Here is a 17,396-nt window from a genome sequence, read left to right on the forward strand (position 1 = left end):
TCGGAAGACGCCGACTAAGGAGTGGTAGTTCAGTCGGTTAGAATACCGGCCTGTCACGCCGGGGGTCGCGGGTTCGAGTCCCGTCCACTCCGCCAAATTAGAACGCCCGCGCAAGCGGGCGTTTTTCTTTTTCCGAAGGCGATTGCACGCTGAGGGTTTTCTCCCTCTCCCGCACGCGGGAGAGGGAGCACCCAACTGGTCGTTCAAGCGACTCACCTGCTCACTTCGCCGGACTCCTGCTAACCCGGTAGAAATACCGCACCAGCAACACCCCCGCGACCGCCAGGCTGACGCTGTTGGCCAGCCAGAAGCCGCCCGCGCCATGCGTGAATGCCGGCAAGCCATCGATCAGCCCGAACCCCAGCACATAACCCCCGCCCAGCCCGATCCCCCACAGCGAGCCGGCATAGATCAGCGTCGGGATCAGCGCAATCTTGTACGCCCGCAGGATAAACGCAGTCATCACCTGCACCGCATCGAAGGCCTGGTAGAAGGCGACGAACAGCACCAGCGGCAGCGCCGCCGCCACCACCGCCGGATCGCTGGCGTAAGCGTGCAGCACCGGCTCGCGCAGCACCCACAGCAGCGCGCCCGTCAGCATGGCCAGCGTCACCGCCATGCGGATGCCGCGCCAGGCGATGCGGCTGGCGCCGGCGAGGTCGCGCGCGCCCAGGTGCTGCGCCACCAGCGTCGAAGTGGCGATGCCCAGCGACAGCGGCAGCATATAGGCCACCGCGCCCAGGTTGGCGATGATCTGGTGCCCGGCAAGCGTCACCGTGCCCATCCGTGTGATAAAGATCGACATCAGCGTGAACGACGTGATCTCGATCAGATAGGTCAGCCCCATCGGCACGCCCAGGCGCAGCAGCGCGCGCAGCGGCGCGGCCGCCGGCCAGCTCCAGGTGTCGAAGATCCGCAGCGGGCGATAGGCGCTGCCATAGCGCAGGATCAGCAGCCCGGCGATGCACCATATCCAGCTGATCAGCGTCGAAGCCAGCCCGCAACCTGGGCCGCCCATCGCCGGCACGCCCAGCCCGCCGTGGATAAACCACGCATTGAGCGGCACCTTCAGCACCAGCCCGCCGATCTGCAGCACCGTGACCATGATGGGGCGCGACAGCGCATTGTTCAGCGCCGAGTAAAGGCGGAAACCTAGCGCCGCGGGCAGCCCGAAGGCGCCGAAATGCAGGTACGCGGTGGCCTTGTCGACCAGCTCGGGCGGAGCCTTGGCAAAGGCCAGCAGCGGGGCGGGGAAGGCCAGCAGCAACACGCCGGGAATCGCCAGCCCGGCGCCCAGCCACGCGGCCTGACGCACTTCGGCGCCGATCGCTTCGACCCGTCCCGCGCCGTAGAGCTGGCCGGCGATCGGCGCGAGCGCCAGCAGCACGCCCATCAGGCTGATATAGATCGTGATGTAGATGGAGCCGCCCAGTCCGACAGCGGCAAGGTCGGTGGCCGAGGCGCGCCCCGCCATTACGGTGTCGATGACGCCAAAGGCGATCACGGCCAGCTGGCCGGCCAGCACCGGCGCGGCCAGGCTGGCAATGCGGCGAAGGTCTTGGAACAGGGTCATTCAGGCTTGGCAAGCTTGGTCAGGAGGGGGCTGATGGATCAGCCCCGCAGCCGCCTGCGGCCGGAATGGTTCGATGGCGCTACAGGCGCTGCGGTGGTGGGGTGCCAGAGATCAGGGCTGGCGCGGCAGGCGGCGCCGCGGCAGGTCCGGGCGCGGATGGACCGCGCGCGCGGTATCTACCAGGCGGTACATGCGGAAGCGCTCGTCGCGGTCCGCCGGCCGGCGGCCTTCCCAGATCAGGCGCCACTCGAAATGCGAGATATTGCCAGGCTCGCCGTAGTCGACCGAGTCATGCCGCAGCAGCACGTCGCAGCCATCGCTCGGACCGCCGAAGCGGATATGGCCGAAGTAGGCAAACGAGGCCAGCTGCGCATCCCCCATGCGGATCGGCTGCACGCACTGGTACGCCGGCGGCAGCGCCATGGCGGCGGCCTGCGCCACGTCGCGGTAGGTCTTGCCGTAGTTGATCGACGGCAGCCACAGCGTCATCGCCATTACCCACATCAGCGTGGTGCCGGCGGCGGAAATCACCACCGGGCGCCAGATCTGCTTGGGCGCGCGCGACAGCCGCCAGCGCACGATCAGTACCCACGCGGCCGTGGCCGCCAGCGCGAACAGCACCGCCGCGATGGTGAACTCATGCTGGTAGCCTGGCAACTGGCGGAAGATATTGCGCGCAATACGCGGCGGCCAGCCGGTGGTCTTGGCGATCCACATGAACCACACCGTGCCGCCGAAGATGGTGAAGAACAGCAGCGCGAACCAGTCGATGGCGTTGATCACGCCGCGCGCCAGGGTCGGCAGCGCGAACGCGGCCAACACCGCCATCGGCGGCAGCAGCAGGATGAACTGCGCGTCGCCGGCGCTGCGTTGCAGGAACAGCAGCACCAGCACCGGCAGCAGCAGCGCCAGCGGCATCGCCACATGGGGCGCGCGGCGCATGCCGGCCCATGCGATCCAGGCCCAGCCCGCGATCGGCCATACCGGCCAGGCGTACAGGAACAGATTGCGCATGTTGAAGCCGAAGGTCTGCATGTTCGGCGAGCCATAGCTGCGGCGGTCGTAGCGCGACCACTCGCGGATAAAGGTCACCGCCTCGTTGCGGTCGGCCGCGCCAAAGTACGCCGCGGCCAGCCACGCCAGCACGATCAGCAGCGCGAGCGGGATGCCGATGGCGAACAGGCGCCGCCACGGCAGCGGCCGGCACACCAGCGCGCACACCACGGTGCCGCCCAGCATCGCCAGCGGCAGCAGCGGGCCGCTGGCCAGCGCCAGCCCGCCCAGCGCGGCCCCATAGACCAGGCTGCCCTGGATCGGCTTGTCGAGGCTGCGCACCATGCCGTACAGCGCCAGCGCGATAAAGGCGACCTGCCCGACCTGCGGCGTGGTCTCGTGGCCGCGCATGGCCAGGCCCACGCAGGCCAGGAAGATCAGCAGCGCGCCGTCGGCCAGCGTGCGGCCATAGTCGCGCGCATTGGGCTGGCCGCCGAAAGCATAGGCAAAGGGCTGGACCTCGTCGCGCCGCCCGAGCAGGTAGGTGGTGTACCAGATGCAGGCGCAGGTCGCGAAGAAGAACAACGCGGTCGCCAGGCGCGCCGCGTCGGCAGCGCCCAGCCAGCTGCCGAAGCCGCGGATCATGACCGCGCCGATCCAGAACACCAGCGGTCCGTCCTCGCTGTACGGCCGGCCAGCGATATTCGGCATCAGCCAGTCGTGCAGGCCGCCGGTGGCCAGTTGCCACATCACGCCGAAGCCGGCGGCATCCTCGTTTTTCCACGGGTCGCGGCCGAACAGGCCGACCAGGCCGTAGATGATGCAGATCGCCAGCAGCAGGGCGCGCGGCAGGGCGCCGGTGGCGGCAGCGGTCAACTGGACGGGTGAGGTGTTGGCTTGACGCATCGATGCTCAGGTCGGGCCATGGCGCGAAGGCCACAGTATCGCGCATGCGGCGGCCGCGCGGGCCGGAACATGGCGTGGAAGCCTCACGGGGGCGAGGGAATCCTGATTGGTACGACAGTGCAGGCCAGGGCCGGGCACAAAAGCAAAGAGGCAGCCTATGCTGCCTCTTTGCTGGTTCGCGCGGGCCCGGAGCCTGTCCGCAGCACGCGCGAAGCGGGGTTCGCCGAAAGCGATTACTTCGCAGCCTTGCCCAGCTTGTTGCCAAACTTCTGGCGGAACTTCTCGACGCGGCCGGCCGTGTCCATGATCTTCTGGGTGCCGGTGTAGAACGGGTGCGATTCCGACGAGACTTCGATCTTGGCCAGCGGGTATTCCTTGCCGTCCTTCACGATCTTGTCCTTGGTCTGGATGGTCGAGCGGGTGATGAAGCTGAAGTCGCTGGACATGTCCTGGAACACGACTTCGCGGTAATTCGGGTGAATGCCTTCTTTCATGGTGATTCCTTTCTGGTTGGGTAGCCAGTCCGTTGCGATCCGCTTTCCATCACGCGTCGACGAACGAACCACTTGCCGGTAACGGGCAAACCGAAATTATGGCAGAAAAACAAGCACTTGGGGAAGGCCTTGTGCCGGCACGCAACAAGAAAAGTGCAGTGCCGGTTTTAGCCTTTTACTTCACCTTGCGGTCGGATCCTGGCGATAAAACGCCGCCAGCGATTGGTATACCACTGGCCAATGCTGTGCCAGCCCGCCGGGCTCGACAAAAAATGCTTCCGATGTCACGGCAAAAAACTCACTCGGCGCCTCGCTGCCGTACGGGTCGATGATGCGCAGCGCCGCCGGCAGCCGCTCGGGATGTTCCCAGTCGGACTCCTGGCGCGCGTCCCACGCCTCGGCAAAGCGGTCGTACTCGCTCAGGAAAGTCTCGGCCCAGGCCTCACCATCGACGTCCGGATGCAGCACCCGCGAGAAGGGCGGCACGCCGTCGGGCTCGCCGTCGAGCATGTCCAGCTTGTGGGCGAACTCGTGGATCACCACGTTGTAGGTGTCGGCCGGCAGCTCATGGTCGCTGTCGATGCCGGCGCCGGGGTTATGCACGTCCTGCCAGGACAGGATCACCGGCCCATGCTCCCACGCCTCGCCACTGGCTTCCTCGACCACGCCGTGCACCAGGCCGATGTCGTCCTGCACGGTCCGGCGGATGATGAACTCGCCCGGGTACAGCACGATGCCGCGCCAGCCCCGATACCACGGCAGTCCCAGCCTCAGGATCGGCACGCAGGCCTGCACCGCGACGCTGACCACCATGTCGTCGTCAAGCGGCAGGTCGTGCGCGGTGGAGTATTCCTTCTCGGCGATAAACAGCGTGGCCAGTTCGCGCAGCGCTGCCAGGTCTTCGCTGCCATAGCGCTGGACGAACGGCAGCCTGGCAATCGTGCGCGCCCACAGCGCGTCGGGAATCGCGTAGTGCTCCAGCTTGCGCTCCCTGGAACGGGTACGCAGGAATGAGGTCAGTTTGCCGAGCATGGATTAGCGCAGGTGCGCTGTGGAAGTGATCGGAACATGATCCGGCAATAATGATCCGGCAACAAGAAAGGCGTGCCGTGGCACGCCTTCTTGTTCGTTCGCCTTGCGGCGCTGCTGCAGCGAGGGTTTTAGCCGCCTCTGCGCATCATATCGAAAAACTCGGCGTTGTTCTTCGTCGCCTTCATCTTGTCCATGATGAATTCCATCGCCTGCACTTCGTCCATGTCGGAGATGAACTTGCGCAGCACCCAGATCTTCTGCAGGATTTCCGGCTTGATCAGCAGTTCTTCGCGGCGCGTGCCCGACTTGTTCAGGTTGATCGACGGATAGACGCGCTTCTCGGCCAGGCGGCGTTCGAGGTGCACTTCCATATTGCCGGTGCCCTTGAACTCTTCGTAGATCACGTCGTCCATGCGGCTGCCGGTCTCGATCAGCGCGGTAGCGATGATGGTCAGCGAACCGCCTTCTTCCAGGTTGCGCGCGGCGCCGAAGAAACGCTTCGGGCGCTGCAGCGCGTTGGCGTCGACACCACCGGTCAGCACCTTGCCCGAGGCCGGCACCACCGTGTTGTAGGCGCGCGCCAGGCGCGTGATCGAGTCCAGCAGGATCACCACGTCGCGCTTCAGCTCGACCAGGCGCTTGGCCTTCTCGATCACCATTTCGGCGACCTGCACGTGGCGGATCGCCGGTTCGTCGAAGGTGGACGCCACCACTTCGCCGCGCACCGAGCGCTGCATCTCGGTCACTTCTTCCGGGCGCTCGTCGATCAGCAGCACGAACAGGTCGGCTTCCGGATGATTGTTGGCGATCGCGTGTGCAATGTGTTGCAGCATCACGGTCTTGCCCGACTTGGGCGAGGCCACCAGCAGCGCGCGCTGGCCGCGGCCGATCGGCGCGATCATGTCGATGATGCGGCCGGTGATGTTCTCTTCTGCCTTGATATCGCGTTCGAGCGTGAGCGGCCGGTTCGGGTGCAGCGGCGTCAGGTTCTCGAACATGATGCGGTTCTTGACCGCTTCGGGAGGCTGGCCGTTGACCTTGTCCACCTTCACCAGCGCAAAGTAGCGCTCGCCGTCCTTGGGCGTGCGCACTTCGCCTTCGATCGAGTCGCCGGTATGCAGGTTGAAGCGGCGGATCTGCGACGGGCTGATATAGATATCGTCCGTGCTGGCCAGGTACGAAGTCTCCGGCGAGCGCAGGAAGCCGAAGCCGTCGGGCAGAACTTCCAGCGTGCCGTCTCCGAAGATGGTTTCGCCCATCTTGGCGCGCTTCTTCAGGATCGCAAACATCAGTTCCTGCTTGCGCATCCGCTGTGCGTTGTCGATCTCGAGCGTAGCCGCCATTTCGAGAAGCGCAGACACGTGAAGCGATTTGAGTTCTGTCAGGTGCATAGACGAGGGGTACAGATGGCCCGGACGGGCGAGACCTAAAGGGAAGGGGGAAAAAATGAGCGAACGCTCGGGGAGTTGTTGATGGCATCTTAGCACAATCCGACCGGTGCGCCAGGGTGTGGCGCACGCACGTCGGATCGTGACAAAACCGGAACCGTTGGTCAGGCTCCGGCGCGCAGCTTACAGGTTGCCGTCGAGGAAGGCGGTCAGTTGCGACTTGGACAGCGCGCCGACCTTCTGGGCCGCGACCGCGCCGTTCTTGAACAGGATCAGCGTCGGGATGCCGCGGATGCCGAACTTGGCCGGCACCTGCTGGTTTTCATCGACATTGATCTTGGCGACCTGCAGCTTGTCGCCGTAGTCCCTGGCGACTTCGTCCAGGATCGGCGCGATCATCTTGCAGGGACCGCACCATTCGGCCCAGAAATCGAGCAGGACGGGCTTGTCGGACTGGAGGACGTCAGCGTCGAAGGAGGCGTCGCTCACATACTTGATTTGTTCGCTCATGGCGGAAAACCTCTGGTTTCGCTTTTATGTTGAAGGCGGGGCCGAACCGTTACCTTACACGAGATTGCGCGGACCCGTCGGGCGACCCCTTTGCCGCCTGCTGGTTGGCTGTGGAGGCCGCTGCCGCGCCCGGTGCTGTCGATATGTTACCAGTTTGCCGATTTTCAAGACCGGCGCTGGCAAAGCAGTCGAAAGACCGCGGCAACGGATTTAATTCTGCTGCATTCCGTCAATTCGTTGAAATGCTTATTTTCAATGGCGCCGAGAGATTCGGGCAATCGGCATGGGTGTGCGATGCAATGCACATGCGCCATGTCAGTTGTGACGCCCGCTGTGACGAATCCGCGTGGCGGGCGCGTAGAATAGAAGCGGTCCCTGGCGCGCTGCCCGCATGGCGCGCACCGCCGGACCACTCATGCGCCCCGCGCCACTGACAAGGTCATCGATATGAACACCGATCCCCGCAAGCCTTTGCAGCAGCCAGAGCCCGAATCCAGCCAGGCGCCGGACGTGGACCACCTCAGCGATGCGCTGGACCATCTCAGCAGCGCCGTCGAGACCAACAGCATCGCCAGCGGTGCGGCCAAGGGGCTGGTCTACAGCATCATCGAAACCCTCGGCACGCTGGTGGGCGACCCCGACCTGCCGGAGCATGCGCGCTCCGGCTATGAGGGCCTGCTCGAAACCGCGCGAGAGATCCGCGCCCGCCTGGAGGGTGGTCCGCACTGAGCGGCTCCTGAGCGCCCGCTGCCTGCCTCGCATGGTTCTGGCCGCCTGCCGCACAGGCAGGCCGCGACCCGTATTGTTGCCGACGTTTCCCTCGTTTCTCTCGTTTCCCTTGCTGCCTGACGCCTTTCCTGACCAACGCAGTGCCCGCCGCCACTCGTGGCCGCGGCCCACGCGCTCCGCTTGCGCCAAATGACGTCGCTACGCTTTCGCCCTGGCCCTGATTTCCTCGACCAGGCGGCTGCCGCTGCCTGGTATTTCCTCGACCGCTGCGGCGCGCCGGAGGCCGGCGCGCACGTGGTGGTGCCAACCGCCGCGCAGATTCCCGGCGTGCGCCAGGCGCTGGACGCGGCCGCGCGCGCGGCGGGCAAGCCACGGCTGCTGCCGCGCGTGCTGACGCTGGGCCACTGGCTGCTCGACCTGCCCCCAGAGGGCACGCCGGTGCGCAGCCATGCCGCGAGGCTGCTGGCGGTGCAGCAGGCGGTGCGCGGGCAGGACTGGCTGCGCCGCGCCTTCGGCGCGCAGAACGAAACCGCCGCATGGGGGCTGTCGCAGACGCTGTTGGCGATTTGCGACGAACTCAATGCGCGCTGGCTCGAGGACGCGGCCATCCGTGATGACGATGAGATCGATGGCGACGACCGCGCCGGCCTGCTGCAGGGCGCGCTGGAACGGACCTACTCGCATTTGTCGGAGCGCTTCCTCGGCGAAGAGGCGCGCATCGTGCTGGCTTTCTGGCAGGCGCTGTCCGGGCCGGACGATCCGCTGCCGGCGCGCCGCCGCGCCTTGCGCGAGCTGTCGCAGCAGCTGCGCGGCCCGGTGATCTGGATCGCCCCGACGCCGCCCACGCCGCTCGAAGCCGCGTTCCTGCGCGATGCCGGCGAGCTGGTGCCGGTGATGCAGGTGGGCTATGACTGGACCGGGCAGGGCGAGACGGATGCCGATTGGTACCAGACGCTGCTGGCGCTGTGGCCGGAAGCGCGGATTGCCAACGACGCCGACGACGCTGAGGCCGCATCGCCGCCGCCTGCCATGCCCGCGCTGCCACCGCAACGCCCGGCCATCCGCGTGGTCGGCAGCGCGCGCTTCGAGGACGAGGCCGCGGCCGCCGCCGCGCAACTGGTGCAATGGCTCAACGACGGCCGCCGCAACGTCGCGCTGGTTGCGCACGACCGCGTGGTGGCAAGGCGCGCGCGCGCCTTGCTGGCGCGCGCCGGGGCGCCGGTACGCGACGAGACCGGCTGGAAGCTCTCCACCACGCGCGCGGCCGCGGCGCTGATGCGCTGGTTCGACCTGCTGGCGCGCGACGGCGATACCGCTGCCTTGCTCGACCTGCTCAAAAGCCCGTTCTGCCTGCCGGATTTCGCCGAGCGCGGCGCGGCCATCGCGCTGCTGGAGCGCCAGGTACGGCGCGAGGGGCTGACCGGCGGCTGGGCGCGGCTGCGCCAACTGTTCGGCAACGAACCGTCAAGCGCGCCCCATGCTGCCGATGAAGATGAGGACGCCGGCGCAGCGCCACGCCGCGCGGCACGCGGGCTGATCGCCTTGCTTGCCGACGAAGCCGCCCGCTGGCCGCGCGGCCTGGCGCAGCACCCGCTCGCGACCTGGCTGGAACGGCTCGACGGCATGCTCGACACAGTCGGCATGCGTGCCGCGCTGGCCGCCGACGATGCCGGCGGCCAGTTGCTCGATGCACTGGCGCGGCTGCAAGAGCTGCCGCAGGACGAGACCGGCGGCCACGCCACGCTGTCGCAGGGCGAATTCCGCGCGATGCTGGCGGCGCTGCTCGAATCGGTCGCCTACAAGGAGCCATCGGCCAGCGGTTCCGTGCGCATCACCATCCTGCCGCTGAACGGCGCGCGCATGCGCCGCTTCGAAGGCGTGGTGATCGTCGGCTGCGACGATGCGCAATTGCCGTCGAGCGCCGCCGAGCTGATGTTCTTCTCCAACCAGATGCGGCGCGAGCTGGACCTGGAGGACCGCGAGGCGCGCTTTGCGCAGCAGGCGCGCGACCTGGCCGAAGTGCTGCTGAACAACGACGACGTGGTGCTCACCTGGCAGCGCTATGGCAGCCGTGGCGAGCCGCATCATGTGTCCGGCTGGATCGAGCGGCTGGCGGCGTGCTGCGCGCGCAGCGGCGTCAGCATCGAAGCCAGCGCCGCGCCGCAGGCGCACGAGACTTTTGCCGAGCCGCAGGGCATGCCGGCACCGGCCGCAGAGCCGGCACTGGTGCCGGTGCGCTGGAGCGCGCAGGCCTACAACACGCTGCGCCGCTGCCCCTATCAGTTTTTTGCCGGCCGCATGCTGGGACTGGCCGGGCTGGAAACGGTCAGCGACGAGCTGGAGAAGCGCGAGATCGGCGAACACCTGCACCACGTGCTGCTGCGCTACCACAAGGACCTGCAGTCACGGCGCGAGCGCGGCGAAACGCTCTCCGAAGAGCAGCGGCTCGCGCGGCTGCAAGAGATCTCCGACGACGTGTTCGGCGCGCTGATGGCCGAGGACGGCAATGCGATTGCCTACTACCGCCGCTGGCGCGACGTGATGCCATCCTACGTGGCATGGCAATCCGCGCGCGAGGCCGAAGGCTGGTTCTGGCGCGGTGGCGAGCTCGACGCGGGCATCGACCTGCCGATGCCCGACGGCCAGCCGCTGCGGCTGACCGGTCGCATCGACCGGCTCGACCAGGGCCCCGACGGCGCGCATGCGGTGCTCGACTACAAGACGCAGAGCGCGGCCCGGCTCAAGCGCAAGCTGGCCGAAGTCGAGGAAGACTGCCAGTTGCCGTTCTACGGCCTGCTGCGTGCCGACGCGGTGGGCGGTAGCTGGGTGTCGCTGGAAGGCGCGCGCGAAGGGACCCGTGAGGGCGCAGCGGCGGCGCAGCGCGAAGTCGGCCTGCCTGACTTCGAAGCCGCCGTCACCTGGCTCGAGCGGCAGATGCGCGAGGACGTGATGCGGCTGCGCCAGGGCGCGAAGCTGCCGGCGTTCGGCGATGCCTCCGCCTGCGTGTATTGCACTGCCCGCGGCCTGTGCCGCAAGGGCTTCTGGGAATCCACCGCCGTACCGGTGCTGACATCATGATGGTTCACGATCCTGTCCACGCCGAGGTCCAGCCTTACCAGCGCGACGGCCAGCCCGTTTCCGAGGCCGAGTTCACGCGCGCCGCCTGCGATCCCGCGCGCTCGGTGGTGGTCGAGGCCTGCGCCGGCAGCGGCAAGACCTGGCTGCTGGTGGCACGCCTGGTGCGCCTGTTGCTCGCCGGTGCCGCGCCGCATGAAATCCTGGCGATCACCTTCACGCGCAAGGCCGCCGAAGAAATGCGCGAACGCTTGCTGGAGGTGCTGGCGCAGTTTGCGCGCGACAGCGACGACGACGTGATCGCCGCGCTGGTGCAGCGCGGCCTGACGCCCGACGCGGCACGCGAGGCGCTGCCGCGCGCGCGCCGCCTGCACGCACAGGTTCTGGCCGCGCCGGGGCGCATGGCGATCGACACCTTCCACGGCTGGTTCGGCACGCTGCTGCGCGGCGCGCCGCTGGCGTCGGGCATTGTGCCGGGTGCGTCCTTGCGCGAAGACGCGCTGCGGATGAAGCGCGAAGCCTGGGCCCCGGTGTGGCGCGCGCTGGCCACGCCGCAATACGAAGACCTGCGCGCCGCGTGGGAAACGCTGGTCGACACCGTCGGCGACTTCCAGGCGCGCGCGCTGCTCGACGCCATGTTCCACGCACGCAGCGAATGGTGGGCGATGCGGGAGGGCGGCGATCCGCTGCAGGCGCTGTGCGACTGCCTCGGCGAAGACGCGCAGGGCGACGTGCTGCTGCAGGCGCTGGCCGACGAAGGCTGGCGCGATGCCTGCGAAACGCTGGCGCTGCGCCTGGGCGCCGGCGGCAAGACCGAGCAGGGCCATGCCACCCGCATCACCGACGCGCTGATGGCAATCACCGCCTGGCGCGAAGCCGGCGCCCGGCCCGGCAAGGCATGCGAGCGCGTGTTCGCGCAACTGCGCGCGGCGTTCTTCACCACCACCGGCGAGCCGCGTTCACTGCGGCGCACCGCGGCGCTGGTCAAGGCCGCCGGCGGCGAAGGCATGGTCGACGCGTTGATGGACGAGCATGCATCGATCTGCGCGATGCTCGACGAGATCCGCGCACGCTGCTGCGAGGGCGCGGTGCTGTCGATCAACCAGGCACTGTTCCGCATCGGCGATGCGCTGCTGACGCGCTACCAGCAGCACAAGGACGACCAGCGCGCGATGGACTTCGCCGACCTCGAATGGCAGGCGGCGCGGCTGATGTCCGACGAAGAGACCGCCACCTACCTGCAGGTGCGGCTCGACGCGCGCTACCGGCACCTGCTGCTCGACGAGTTCCAGGACACCAACCCGCTGCAGTGGCGCATCCTGCAAGGCTGGCTGGCGGGGTATGCGGGCCTGGGCGAGCGGCCCACGGTATTCCTGGTGGGCGATCCCAAGCAGTCGATCTACCGCTTCCGCCGCGCCGACGCACGGCTGTTCGGCGCCGCCGGCGAGATGCTGCGCAGCGCGTTCGGCGCCACTGTGCTGCGCACCAACCGCACGCGGCGCAACCGTGCCGAGGTACTCGACTGGGTCAACGCGGTGTTCGACACGGCGCGCGCCGAGGGCCGCTATCCGTTGTACGAGACCCAGACCACGGCGCTGGCCGACGGCGGCGGGCCGGTATGGCTGCTGCCGCTGGTGGAACCGGAAGAGAAGGCGAGCGAGGCCAGCGACGCCACGGACGAGCCCGAAGAGGAAGCATCCACCCATCGCGACACGCTGCTGCAGCCGCGCCGGCAGGCCGGCGATTCGCTGCGCCTTGAAGAAGGCCGGCGCGTGGCTGCGTGGCTGCGCCATGTGCGCGACACCATGCCGGTCCACGAAGGCGGCACCACGCGTGCCGCGCGCTGGAGCGACATGCACCTGCTGGTGCGCCGCAAGACCCATCTGGCCGACTACGAGCGGGCACTGCGCGAAGCCGGCATCCCGTGCCTGAGCCCGCGCCGCGGCGGCCTGCTGGCGACGCTGGAGGCGCTCGACCTGTCGGCTTTGCTGGCGTTCCTGATGACGCCGGAGTCCGACCTCGATCTTGCGCACGTGCTGAAGAGCCCGCTGGTCGGCGCCACCGACGACGACCTGGTGGCGCTGGCGCAAATGGAGGGCGAGGGCGGCTGGTGGGCGCGCATCGAGGCAGGTGGCTTGCCTGAACATGTTTCCGACGCGCTGCGCGAAGGCGTGCAGCGGCTGCGCCAGTGGCTGCGCATTGCGCCGCACCAGCCGGTGCATGACCTGATCGACCAGATCTTCCATGGCGGCGAAGTGCGGCGGCGCTATGCCGAGGCCGCGCCGCCGGATATCCGCGAGCAGGTGCTGGCCAACCTCGACGCCTTCCTGAAGCTGTCGCTCGATCTGGATGGCGGCCGCTATCCGAGCCTGCCCAAGTTTATCGACGAGCTGCAGGAAATCCGCCGCGGCGACGAGGGCGAAAGCCCCGACGAGGGGGGCATGGGCGACAGCGCCGAAGACGTCGAACCGGCCGAGGACGATGCCGCATTTGCCGGCCTCGACGCGGTCCATATCCTGACCGTGCATGCGGCCAAGGGGCTGGAGGCGCCGTTCGTGGTGCTGCTCGACGCCAATCACAGCGAGCCGGCCGCGGACAAGGGCGGCATCCTGGTCGACTGGCCGCCGTCGTCGCCGGTGCCGCGGCACTTCTCGGCCTACGGCAAGCGCAGCGAGCGCGGGCTGGCGCGTGCGCCGCTGTTCGAGGCGGAGACGGCGCTCTCCGAGCGCGAGAACTGGAACCTGCTGTACGTGGCGATGACGCGCGCGCAGCAGGGGCTGCTGGTCAGCGGCGTGAAGGGGCGTGCCAGCCGCAGCAGTTCTGGCGATGCCGCCAATACCGAGATCGCTGGCAGTTGGTATGTGCGGCTGCAGGCCGCGGGTGTCGGCGAGATGCTGCCCGCCTATCCGGGCGAGCAAGCTGAGACCGACGAGCGCGCCCCGGCCCTGACGCGGCTGAGCGAGCCGGTGCGCTTCACCGACTTCCGGTTGCGCTATCGCGATGCGGTCGACGCCGGCCCGGCGATTGCGTTCGAGGAAGCGGGCGTTCCGGAAGCCGAAGACGAGTCCGAAGGCATCGTCTTCAATGCCGCTGCCGCGCGCCATGGCGAACTGGTGCACGCGCTGCTGGAGCGCCTGACCCGCTATCCGGAAGCCTTCACCGGAATTCCGGACATCGACACGGTGCTGCGCTGGTTCCCGCTGTCGGGCGCGCATACCGCGCAGGCGCGCGGGTTGTGGCGGCAGCAGGTGGAAGAGGCGGTGACCGCGGTCAGCGCCATGCTGCAGGCGCCTGCGCTGGCACCGCTGCTGACGGCAGCCGAGGCGCGCAACGAGGTGGAGTTGTACGACGCGCGCGGCCGCCTGCTGCGTATCGACCGGCTGGTGGAATTCGCGGACCGCGTGGTGATCGTGGACTACAAGCTGCGACTGCTGCCACAAGAGCATGCGAGCTATCGCGCGCAGCTCGGCCGCTATGTCGCCGCGGTGGCGCCGATGTTCCCGGGCAAGCGCATCGAGGCCGGCGTGGCCACCGCGGAAGGCGAATGGATTCCGGCCGAGCGGCTGGTACAGCCTATGCTGGCGCAACAAGGATCGTTGTTCTGACGCGGTGCCCGCGCCGGACAGGGTGGGAAAATCGGCGCAAAATGGGCCGTGCGGCGCTCACGGCCGCCGGCCCGCTGTACTAAAGTGACAGGGACTGCGCTGCAAGCGACGGGCGCGTGCGGATCTGAGGGTATAGCGTGGGGAGGTTACAGCGGAGAGGGAGTAGAGGTGGGCGAAGAGGTGGACGAGCCTGACCCTCGGCACTGGCGGAAAACGGCTGTGGCTGCTTCGTTCCCGACCTGACCAGGTTGACCGCGCCACCATGCGAGGAGGCCCGTCCGAGCCGGATTGTAACCCAGACCAGCGGGGCGCGTCGAATTTGCCCTGGCATCAGCGGGTCATTGCCCGTGGCGAGGCATCGAATTGATCTTGCGCAGGCAGGCCAGGCCACGGTGGCCCGACCATGACAGGCCGCCGCGATATCAGCGGCGGCGCGCAGGAGGCACTGCGTGCAAGAGCCAACCAATCACCCAACCGCAGAGCGTGGTGAGCCAACAGATGAACGCAAACGACCAGATCATTCGCGGTGCCATGGCGCCGCAGGAAATCTCCACCGAAGTCCTGATCGAGAAGTACGCCAAGGGCGAAGAGGGCACCATTTCCGATGTCAGGCAGCGCGTGGCGCGCGCGCTGGCGCAGGCAGAGCCCGAGGACCAGCGCGAGGCCTGGAGCGCGCGCTTCCTGTGGGCGCAGGAAAACGGCTTCGTGCCGGCCGGTCGCATCAACTCGGCGGCGGGCACCGGCATCCAGGCCACGCTGATCAACTGCTTCGTGCAGCCGGTGGGCGATTCGGTGTCCGATGCGCGCGACGGCCGTCCCAGCATCTACACCGCGGTGGCCCAGGCCGCCGAGACCATGCGCCGCGGCGGCGGCGTGGGCTATGACTTCTCGGCGATCCGCCCGGCCGGCGCGCTGGTGCGGGCCACGCATTCGCGCGCGTCGGGGCCGGTTTCGTTCATGAAGGTGTTCGACGCGTCGTGCGCCACGGTGGAATCCGCCGGCGCGCGCCGCGGCGCGCAGATGGGCGTGCTGCGCTGCGACCATCCGGATATCGAGAGCTTTATCCACGCCAAGGACAAGGGCGAGCTCAGCAACTTCAATATCTCGATCGGCGTCACCGACGAATTCATGCAAGCGGTGCAGGCCGACGGCGAAGTCGAGCTGGTGCATGAGGCCGAGCCCGGCGCCGACATGATTGCCGCCGGCGCCTACCGCCGCGACGACGGCCAGTGGGTCTACCGCCGCGTGCCGGCGCGCCACCTGTGGGACCAGGTCATGCAGGCCACCTACGACCACGCCGAGCCCGGCATCCTGTTCCTGTCGCGCATCAACGCCGACAACAACCTCTATTACTGCGAGCGCATCGAAGCCACCAACCCCTGCGCCGAGCAGCCGCTGCCGCCGTATGGCTGCTGCTGCCTGGGCTCGGTCAACCTGACACGTTTCGTGCGCCAGCCGTTTTCGCCGCAGGCCGAGTTCGACTTCGATGCCTTTGCCGAGGTGGTGCGCGTGGCCACGCGCATGCTCGACAACGTGCTCGACGTGACCTTCTGGCCGTTGCCCGAACAACAGGCCGAAGCCCACGCCAAACGCCGCGTGGGGCTGGGCTTCCTGGGCCTGGGCAGCGCGCTGGTGATGCTGGGCCTGCGCTATGACACCGAACCGGCCCGCCAGGTGGCAGCACGGATTGCCGGGCGCATGCGCGACGAGGCCTATCTCGCTTCGACCGAACTCGCGCTCGAAAAGGGCGCTTTCCCGCTGTTCGATGCCAACGCCTACCTGCAGAGCGGCTTTGCCAGCCGGCTGCCCGAAGCCGTGCGCGATGCCATTGCGCGCAACGGGCTGCGCAACTCGCACCTGCTGTCGATCGCGCCGACCGGCACCATCACGCTGGCCTTTGCCGACAACGCCTCCAACGGCATCGAGCCGTCCTTCTCGTGGACCTACAACCGCAAGAAGCGGATGCCGGACAACAGCTACCGCACCTTCGAGGTGGCGGACCACGCGTGGCGGCTCTATCGCCACATGGGCGCCGATATGGCGCAGTTGCCGGAATCGTTCGTCACCGCGCTGCAGATGTCGGCGCTGGACCATATGCGCATGCTGGAGGCGGTGCAGCCGTATATCGACACCAGCATCAGCAAGACCGTCAACGTGCCGGAGGACTATCCGTACGAAGCCTTCCGCAACCTGTACCTGGAGGCCTGGCAGGCGGGGCTGAAGGGGCTGGCGACCTACCGCCCCAACACGGTGCTGGGCGCGGTGCTGTCGGTGGAGGCGCCGTCGGCGCCAGCGGCTGTCGCCGACGACAACCCGCTGGTGCGCCCCTTCAACAGCCGGCCGGTGGGCGACCTCGAAGGCGTGACGTCGAAGGTCGAGTACCTGACCTACGAAGGCCACAAGACCGTCTACCTGACCGTCAACTTCATGCGCGTGACCGGTGTCGTCGACGGCAGGCCGGTGGCGATCGAGCGGCCGGTGGAGTTCTTCATGCCGGCCGGGCAGCGCAGCGAGGGACAGCAGTGGATCACCTCGACCATGCGGCTGCTGTCGATGGTGGCGCGCTCGGGCGGCTCGGTGGCCAAGGCGCTGGTGGACATGCGCAACGTGGTCTGGGACAAGGGCACGGTGCGCTACGGCACGCTGGTACGGCAGGACGGCACCGAGGTGCCGCGCTTCCATGACTCGGAAGTGGCCGCGCTGGGCTACGCCTTGCAACGGATCCTGATCAAGCGCGGCTTCCTCGATGCCGAGGGCGGGCAGGTGCCGGTGGCGGCGCTGGCGGCGCGGCTGGCGCAGCGCGAGAGCGGGTCGGCGGCGGTGGCCGCCGACCTGGACAACGGGGTCCGGGCCGGGCCCGGCGTGGTCACGCCCGGCGTCGGCACCGGCAAGCCGTGCCCGGAGTGTGGCGCGCACGCCCTGCACAAGGTCGACGGCTGTGCCAAATGCGCCAATTGTGGCTACGTGGGCGAGTGCGGCTGAAGCTGGCGGCCGGCCGGCGGGCGGCTGGCCGCACCAGAAAGCGCCCCGCAGCGGCCCTGGTGGCGGCCCCGGTGCCGGGCGCCGCTGGCAGGCGGCAAACTCCGGCGGC

Annotated in this window: 10 protein-coding genes, 1 tRNA gene and 1 other RNA gene; 5 read left to right on the forward strand and 7 right to left on the reverse strand. The window is 68.1% G+C overall.

The window, feature by feature from the left end; genetic code table 11:
- The first annotated feature begins 18 nt into the window (after positions 1–18).
- Positions 19–95, forward strand: a tRNA-Asp gene (locus AB1I47_RS20605).
- Positions 96–220: 125 nt separating this feature from the next.
- Here the strand turns inward: AB1I47_RS20605 and AB1I47_RS20610 are convergent.
- The 6 genes from AB1I47_RS20610 to trxA form a co-directional block, all read right to left on the reverse strand.
- Positions 221–1,573, reverse strand: a complete 1,353-nt coding sequence (locus AB1I47_RS20610) for an MATE family efflux transporter (protein WP_354685580.1) — start codon at positions 1,571–1,573, stop codon at positions 221–223.
- A 111-nt stretch (positions 1,574–1,684) separates the two neighbouring features.
- Positions 1,685–3,472 carry an ArnT family glycosyltransferase gene (locus AB1I47_RS20615; protein WP_354685581.1) on the reverse strand — a complete coding sequence of 596 codons (1,788 nt, stop codon included), beginning with the start codon at positions 3,470–3,472 and terminating at the stop codon, positions 1,685–1,687.
- A gap of 233 nt (positions 3,473–3,705) precedes the next feature.
- A complete protein-coding gene (locus tag AB1I47_RS20620; RefSeq protein ID WP_010814268.1) occupies positions 3,706–3,966 on the reverse strand; it encodes a type B 50S ribosomal protein L31 in 261 nt (86 codons plus the stop codon).
- A 180-nt stretch (positions 3,967–4,146) separates the two neighbouring features.
- A complete protein-coding gene (locus AB1I47_RS20625) occupies positions 4,147–4,998 on the reverse strand; it encodes a M90 family metallopeptidase (RefSeq protein WP_354685582.1) in 852 nt (283 codons plus the stop codon).
- A gap of 128 nt (positions 4,999–5,126) precedes the next feature.
- Positions 5,127–6,389, reverse strand: a complete 1,263-nt coding sequence (gene rho, locus AB1I47_RS20630) for a transcription termination factor Rho (protein ID WP_042886485.1) — start codon at positions 6,387–6,389, stop codon at positions 5,127–5,129.
- A 180-nt stretch (positions 6,390–6,569) separates the two neighbouring features.
- The gene (gene trxA / locus AB1I47_RS20635) at positions 6,570–6,896 is read right to left on the reverse strand and encodes a thioredoxin TrxA (protein ID WP_354685583.1); all 327 of its coding nucleotides are present in this window, start codon (positions 6,894–6,896) and stop codon (positions 6,570–6,572) included.
- 447 nt (positions 6,897–7,343) lie between these two features.
- Between trxA and AB1I47_RS20640 the strand changes: the two genes are divergently transcribed.
- From AB1I47_RS20640 to AB1I47_RS20650, 3 genes are all read left to right on the forward strand, one after another.
- Positions 7,344–7,625 (forward strand): hypothetical protein, encoded by a 282-nt coding sequence (locus AB1I47_RS20640; protein ID WP_354685584.1) that lies wholly within the window; start codon positions 7,344–7,346, stop codon positions 7,623–7,625.
- 189 nt (positions 7,626–7,814) lie between these two features.
- Positions 7,815–10,703 carry a PD-(D/E)XK nuclease family protein gene (locus AB1I47_RS20645; RefSeq protein WP_354685585.1) on the forward strand — a complete coding sequence of 963 codons (2,889 nt, stop codon included), beginning with the start codon at positions 7,815–7,817 and terminating at the stop codon, positions 10,701–10,703.
- On the forward strand, positions 10,700–14,305 hold the full coding sequence (locus AB1I47_RS20650) for a UvrD-helicase domain-containing protein (protein ID WP_354685586.1): 3,606 nt from the start codon (positions 10,700–10,702) through the stop codon (positions 14,303–14,305). Before AB1I47_RS20645 ends, AB1I47_RS20650 begins: the two co-directional genes overlap by 4 nt.
- 180 nt (positions 14,306–14,485) lie before the next feature.
- Here AB1I47_RS20650 and ffs read toward each other — a convergent pair.
- Positions 14,486–14,584: signal recognition particle sRNA small type (gene ffs / locus AB1I47_RS20655), an RNA gene on the reverse strand.
- A gap of 219 nt (positions 14,585–14,803) precedes the next feature.
- Here ffs and AB1I47_RS20660 point away from each other — a divergent pair.
- Positions 14,804–17,287, forward strand: a complete 2,484-nt coding sequence (locus tag AB1I47_RS20660; protein WP_354685587.1) for an adenosylcobalamin-dependent ribonucleoside-diphosphate reductase — start codon at positions 14,804–14,806, stop codon at positions 17,285–17,287.
- The last annotated feature ends 109 nt before the right edge of the window (positions 17,288–17,396 follow it).

The sequence above is a fragment of the Cupriavidus necator genome, from assembly GCF_040578825.1.
In the GTDB taxonomy this organism is placed as follows: domain Bacteria; phylum Pseudomonadota; class Gammaproteobacteria; order Burkholderiales; family Burkholderiaceae; genus Cupriavidus; species Cupriavidus necator_E.

What these genes read in the sequence shown, in the direction of transcription:
- AB1I47_RS20640 (WP_354685584.1), top strand. Translation starts at nt 7,344, where the DNA reads ATGAACACCGATCCCCGCAAGCCTTTGCAGCAGCCAGAGCCCGAATCC.
- AB1I47_RS20625 (WP_354685582.1), bottom strand. Translation starts at nt 4,998, where the DNA reads ATGCTCGGCAAACTGACCTCATTCCTGCGTACCCGTTCCAGGGAGCGC.
- AB1I47_RS20660 (WP_354685587.1), top strand. Translation starts at nt 14,804, where the DNA reads ATGAACGCAAACGACCAGATCATTCGCGGTGCCATGGCGCCGCAGGAA.
- AB1I47_RS20650 (WP_354685586.1), top strand. Translation starts at nt 10,700, where the DNA reads ATGATGGTTCACGATCCTGTCCACGCCGAGGTCCAGCCTTACCAGCGC.
- AB1I47_RS20620 (WP_010814268.1), bottom strand. Translation starts at nt 3,966, where the DNA reads ATGAAAGAAGGCATTCACCCGAATTACCGCGAAGTCGTGTTCCAGGAC.
- rho (WP_042886485.1), bottom strand. Translation starts at nt 6,389, where the DNA reads ATGCACCTGACAGAACTCAAATCGCTTCACGTGTCTGCGCTTCTCGAA.
- AB1I47_RS20615 (WP_354685581.1), bottom strand. Translation starts at nt 3,472, where the DNA reads ATGCGTCAAGCCAACACCTCACCCGTCCAGTTGACCGCTGCCGCCACC.
- trxA (WP_354685583.1), bottom strand. Translation starts at nt 6,896, where the DNA reads ATGAGCGAACAAATCAAGTATGTGAGCGACGCCTCCTTCGACGCTGAC.
- AB1I47_RS20645 (WP_354685585.1), top strand. Translation starts at nt 7,815, where the DNA reads ATGACGTCGCTACGCTTTCGCCCTGGCCCTGATTTCCTCGACCAGGCG.
- AB1I47_RS20610 (WP_354685580.1), bottom strand. Translation starts at nt 1,573, where the DNA reads ATGACCCTGTTCCAAGACCTTCGCCGCATTGCCAGCCTGGCCGCGCCG.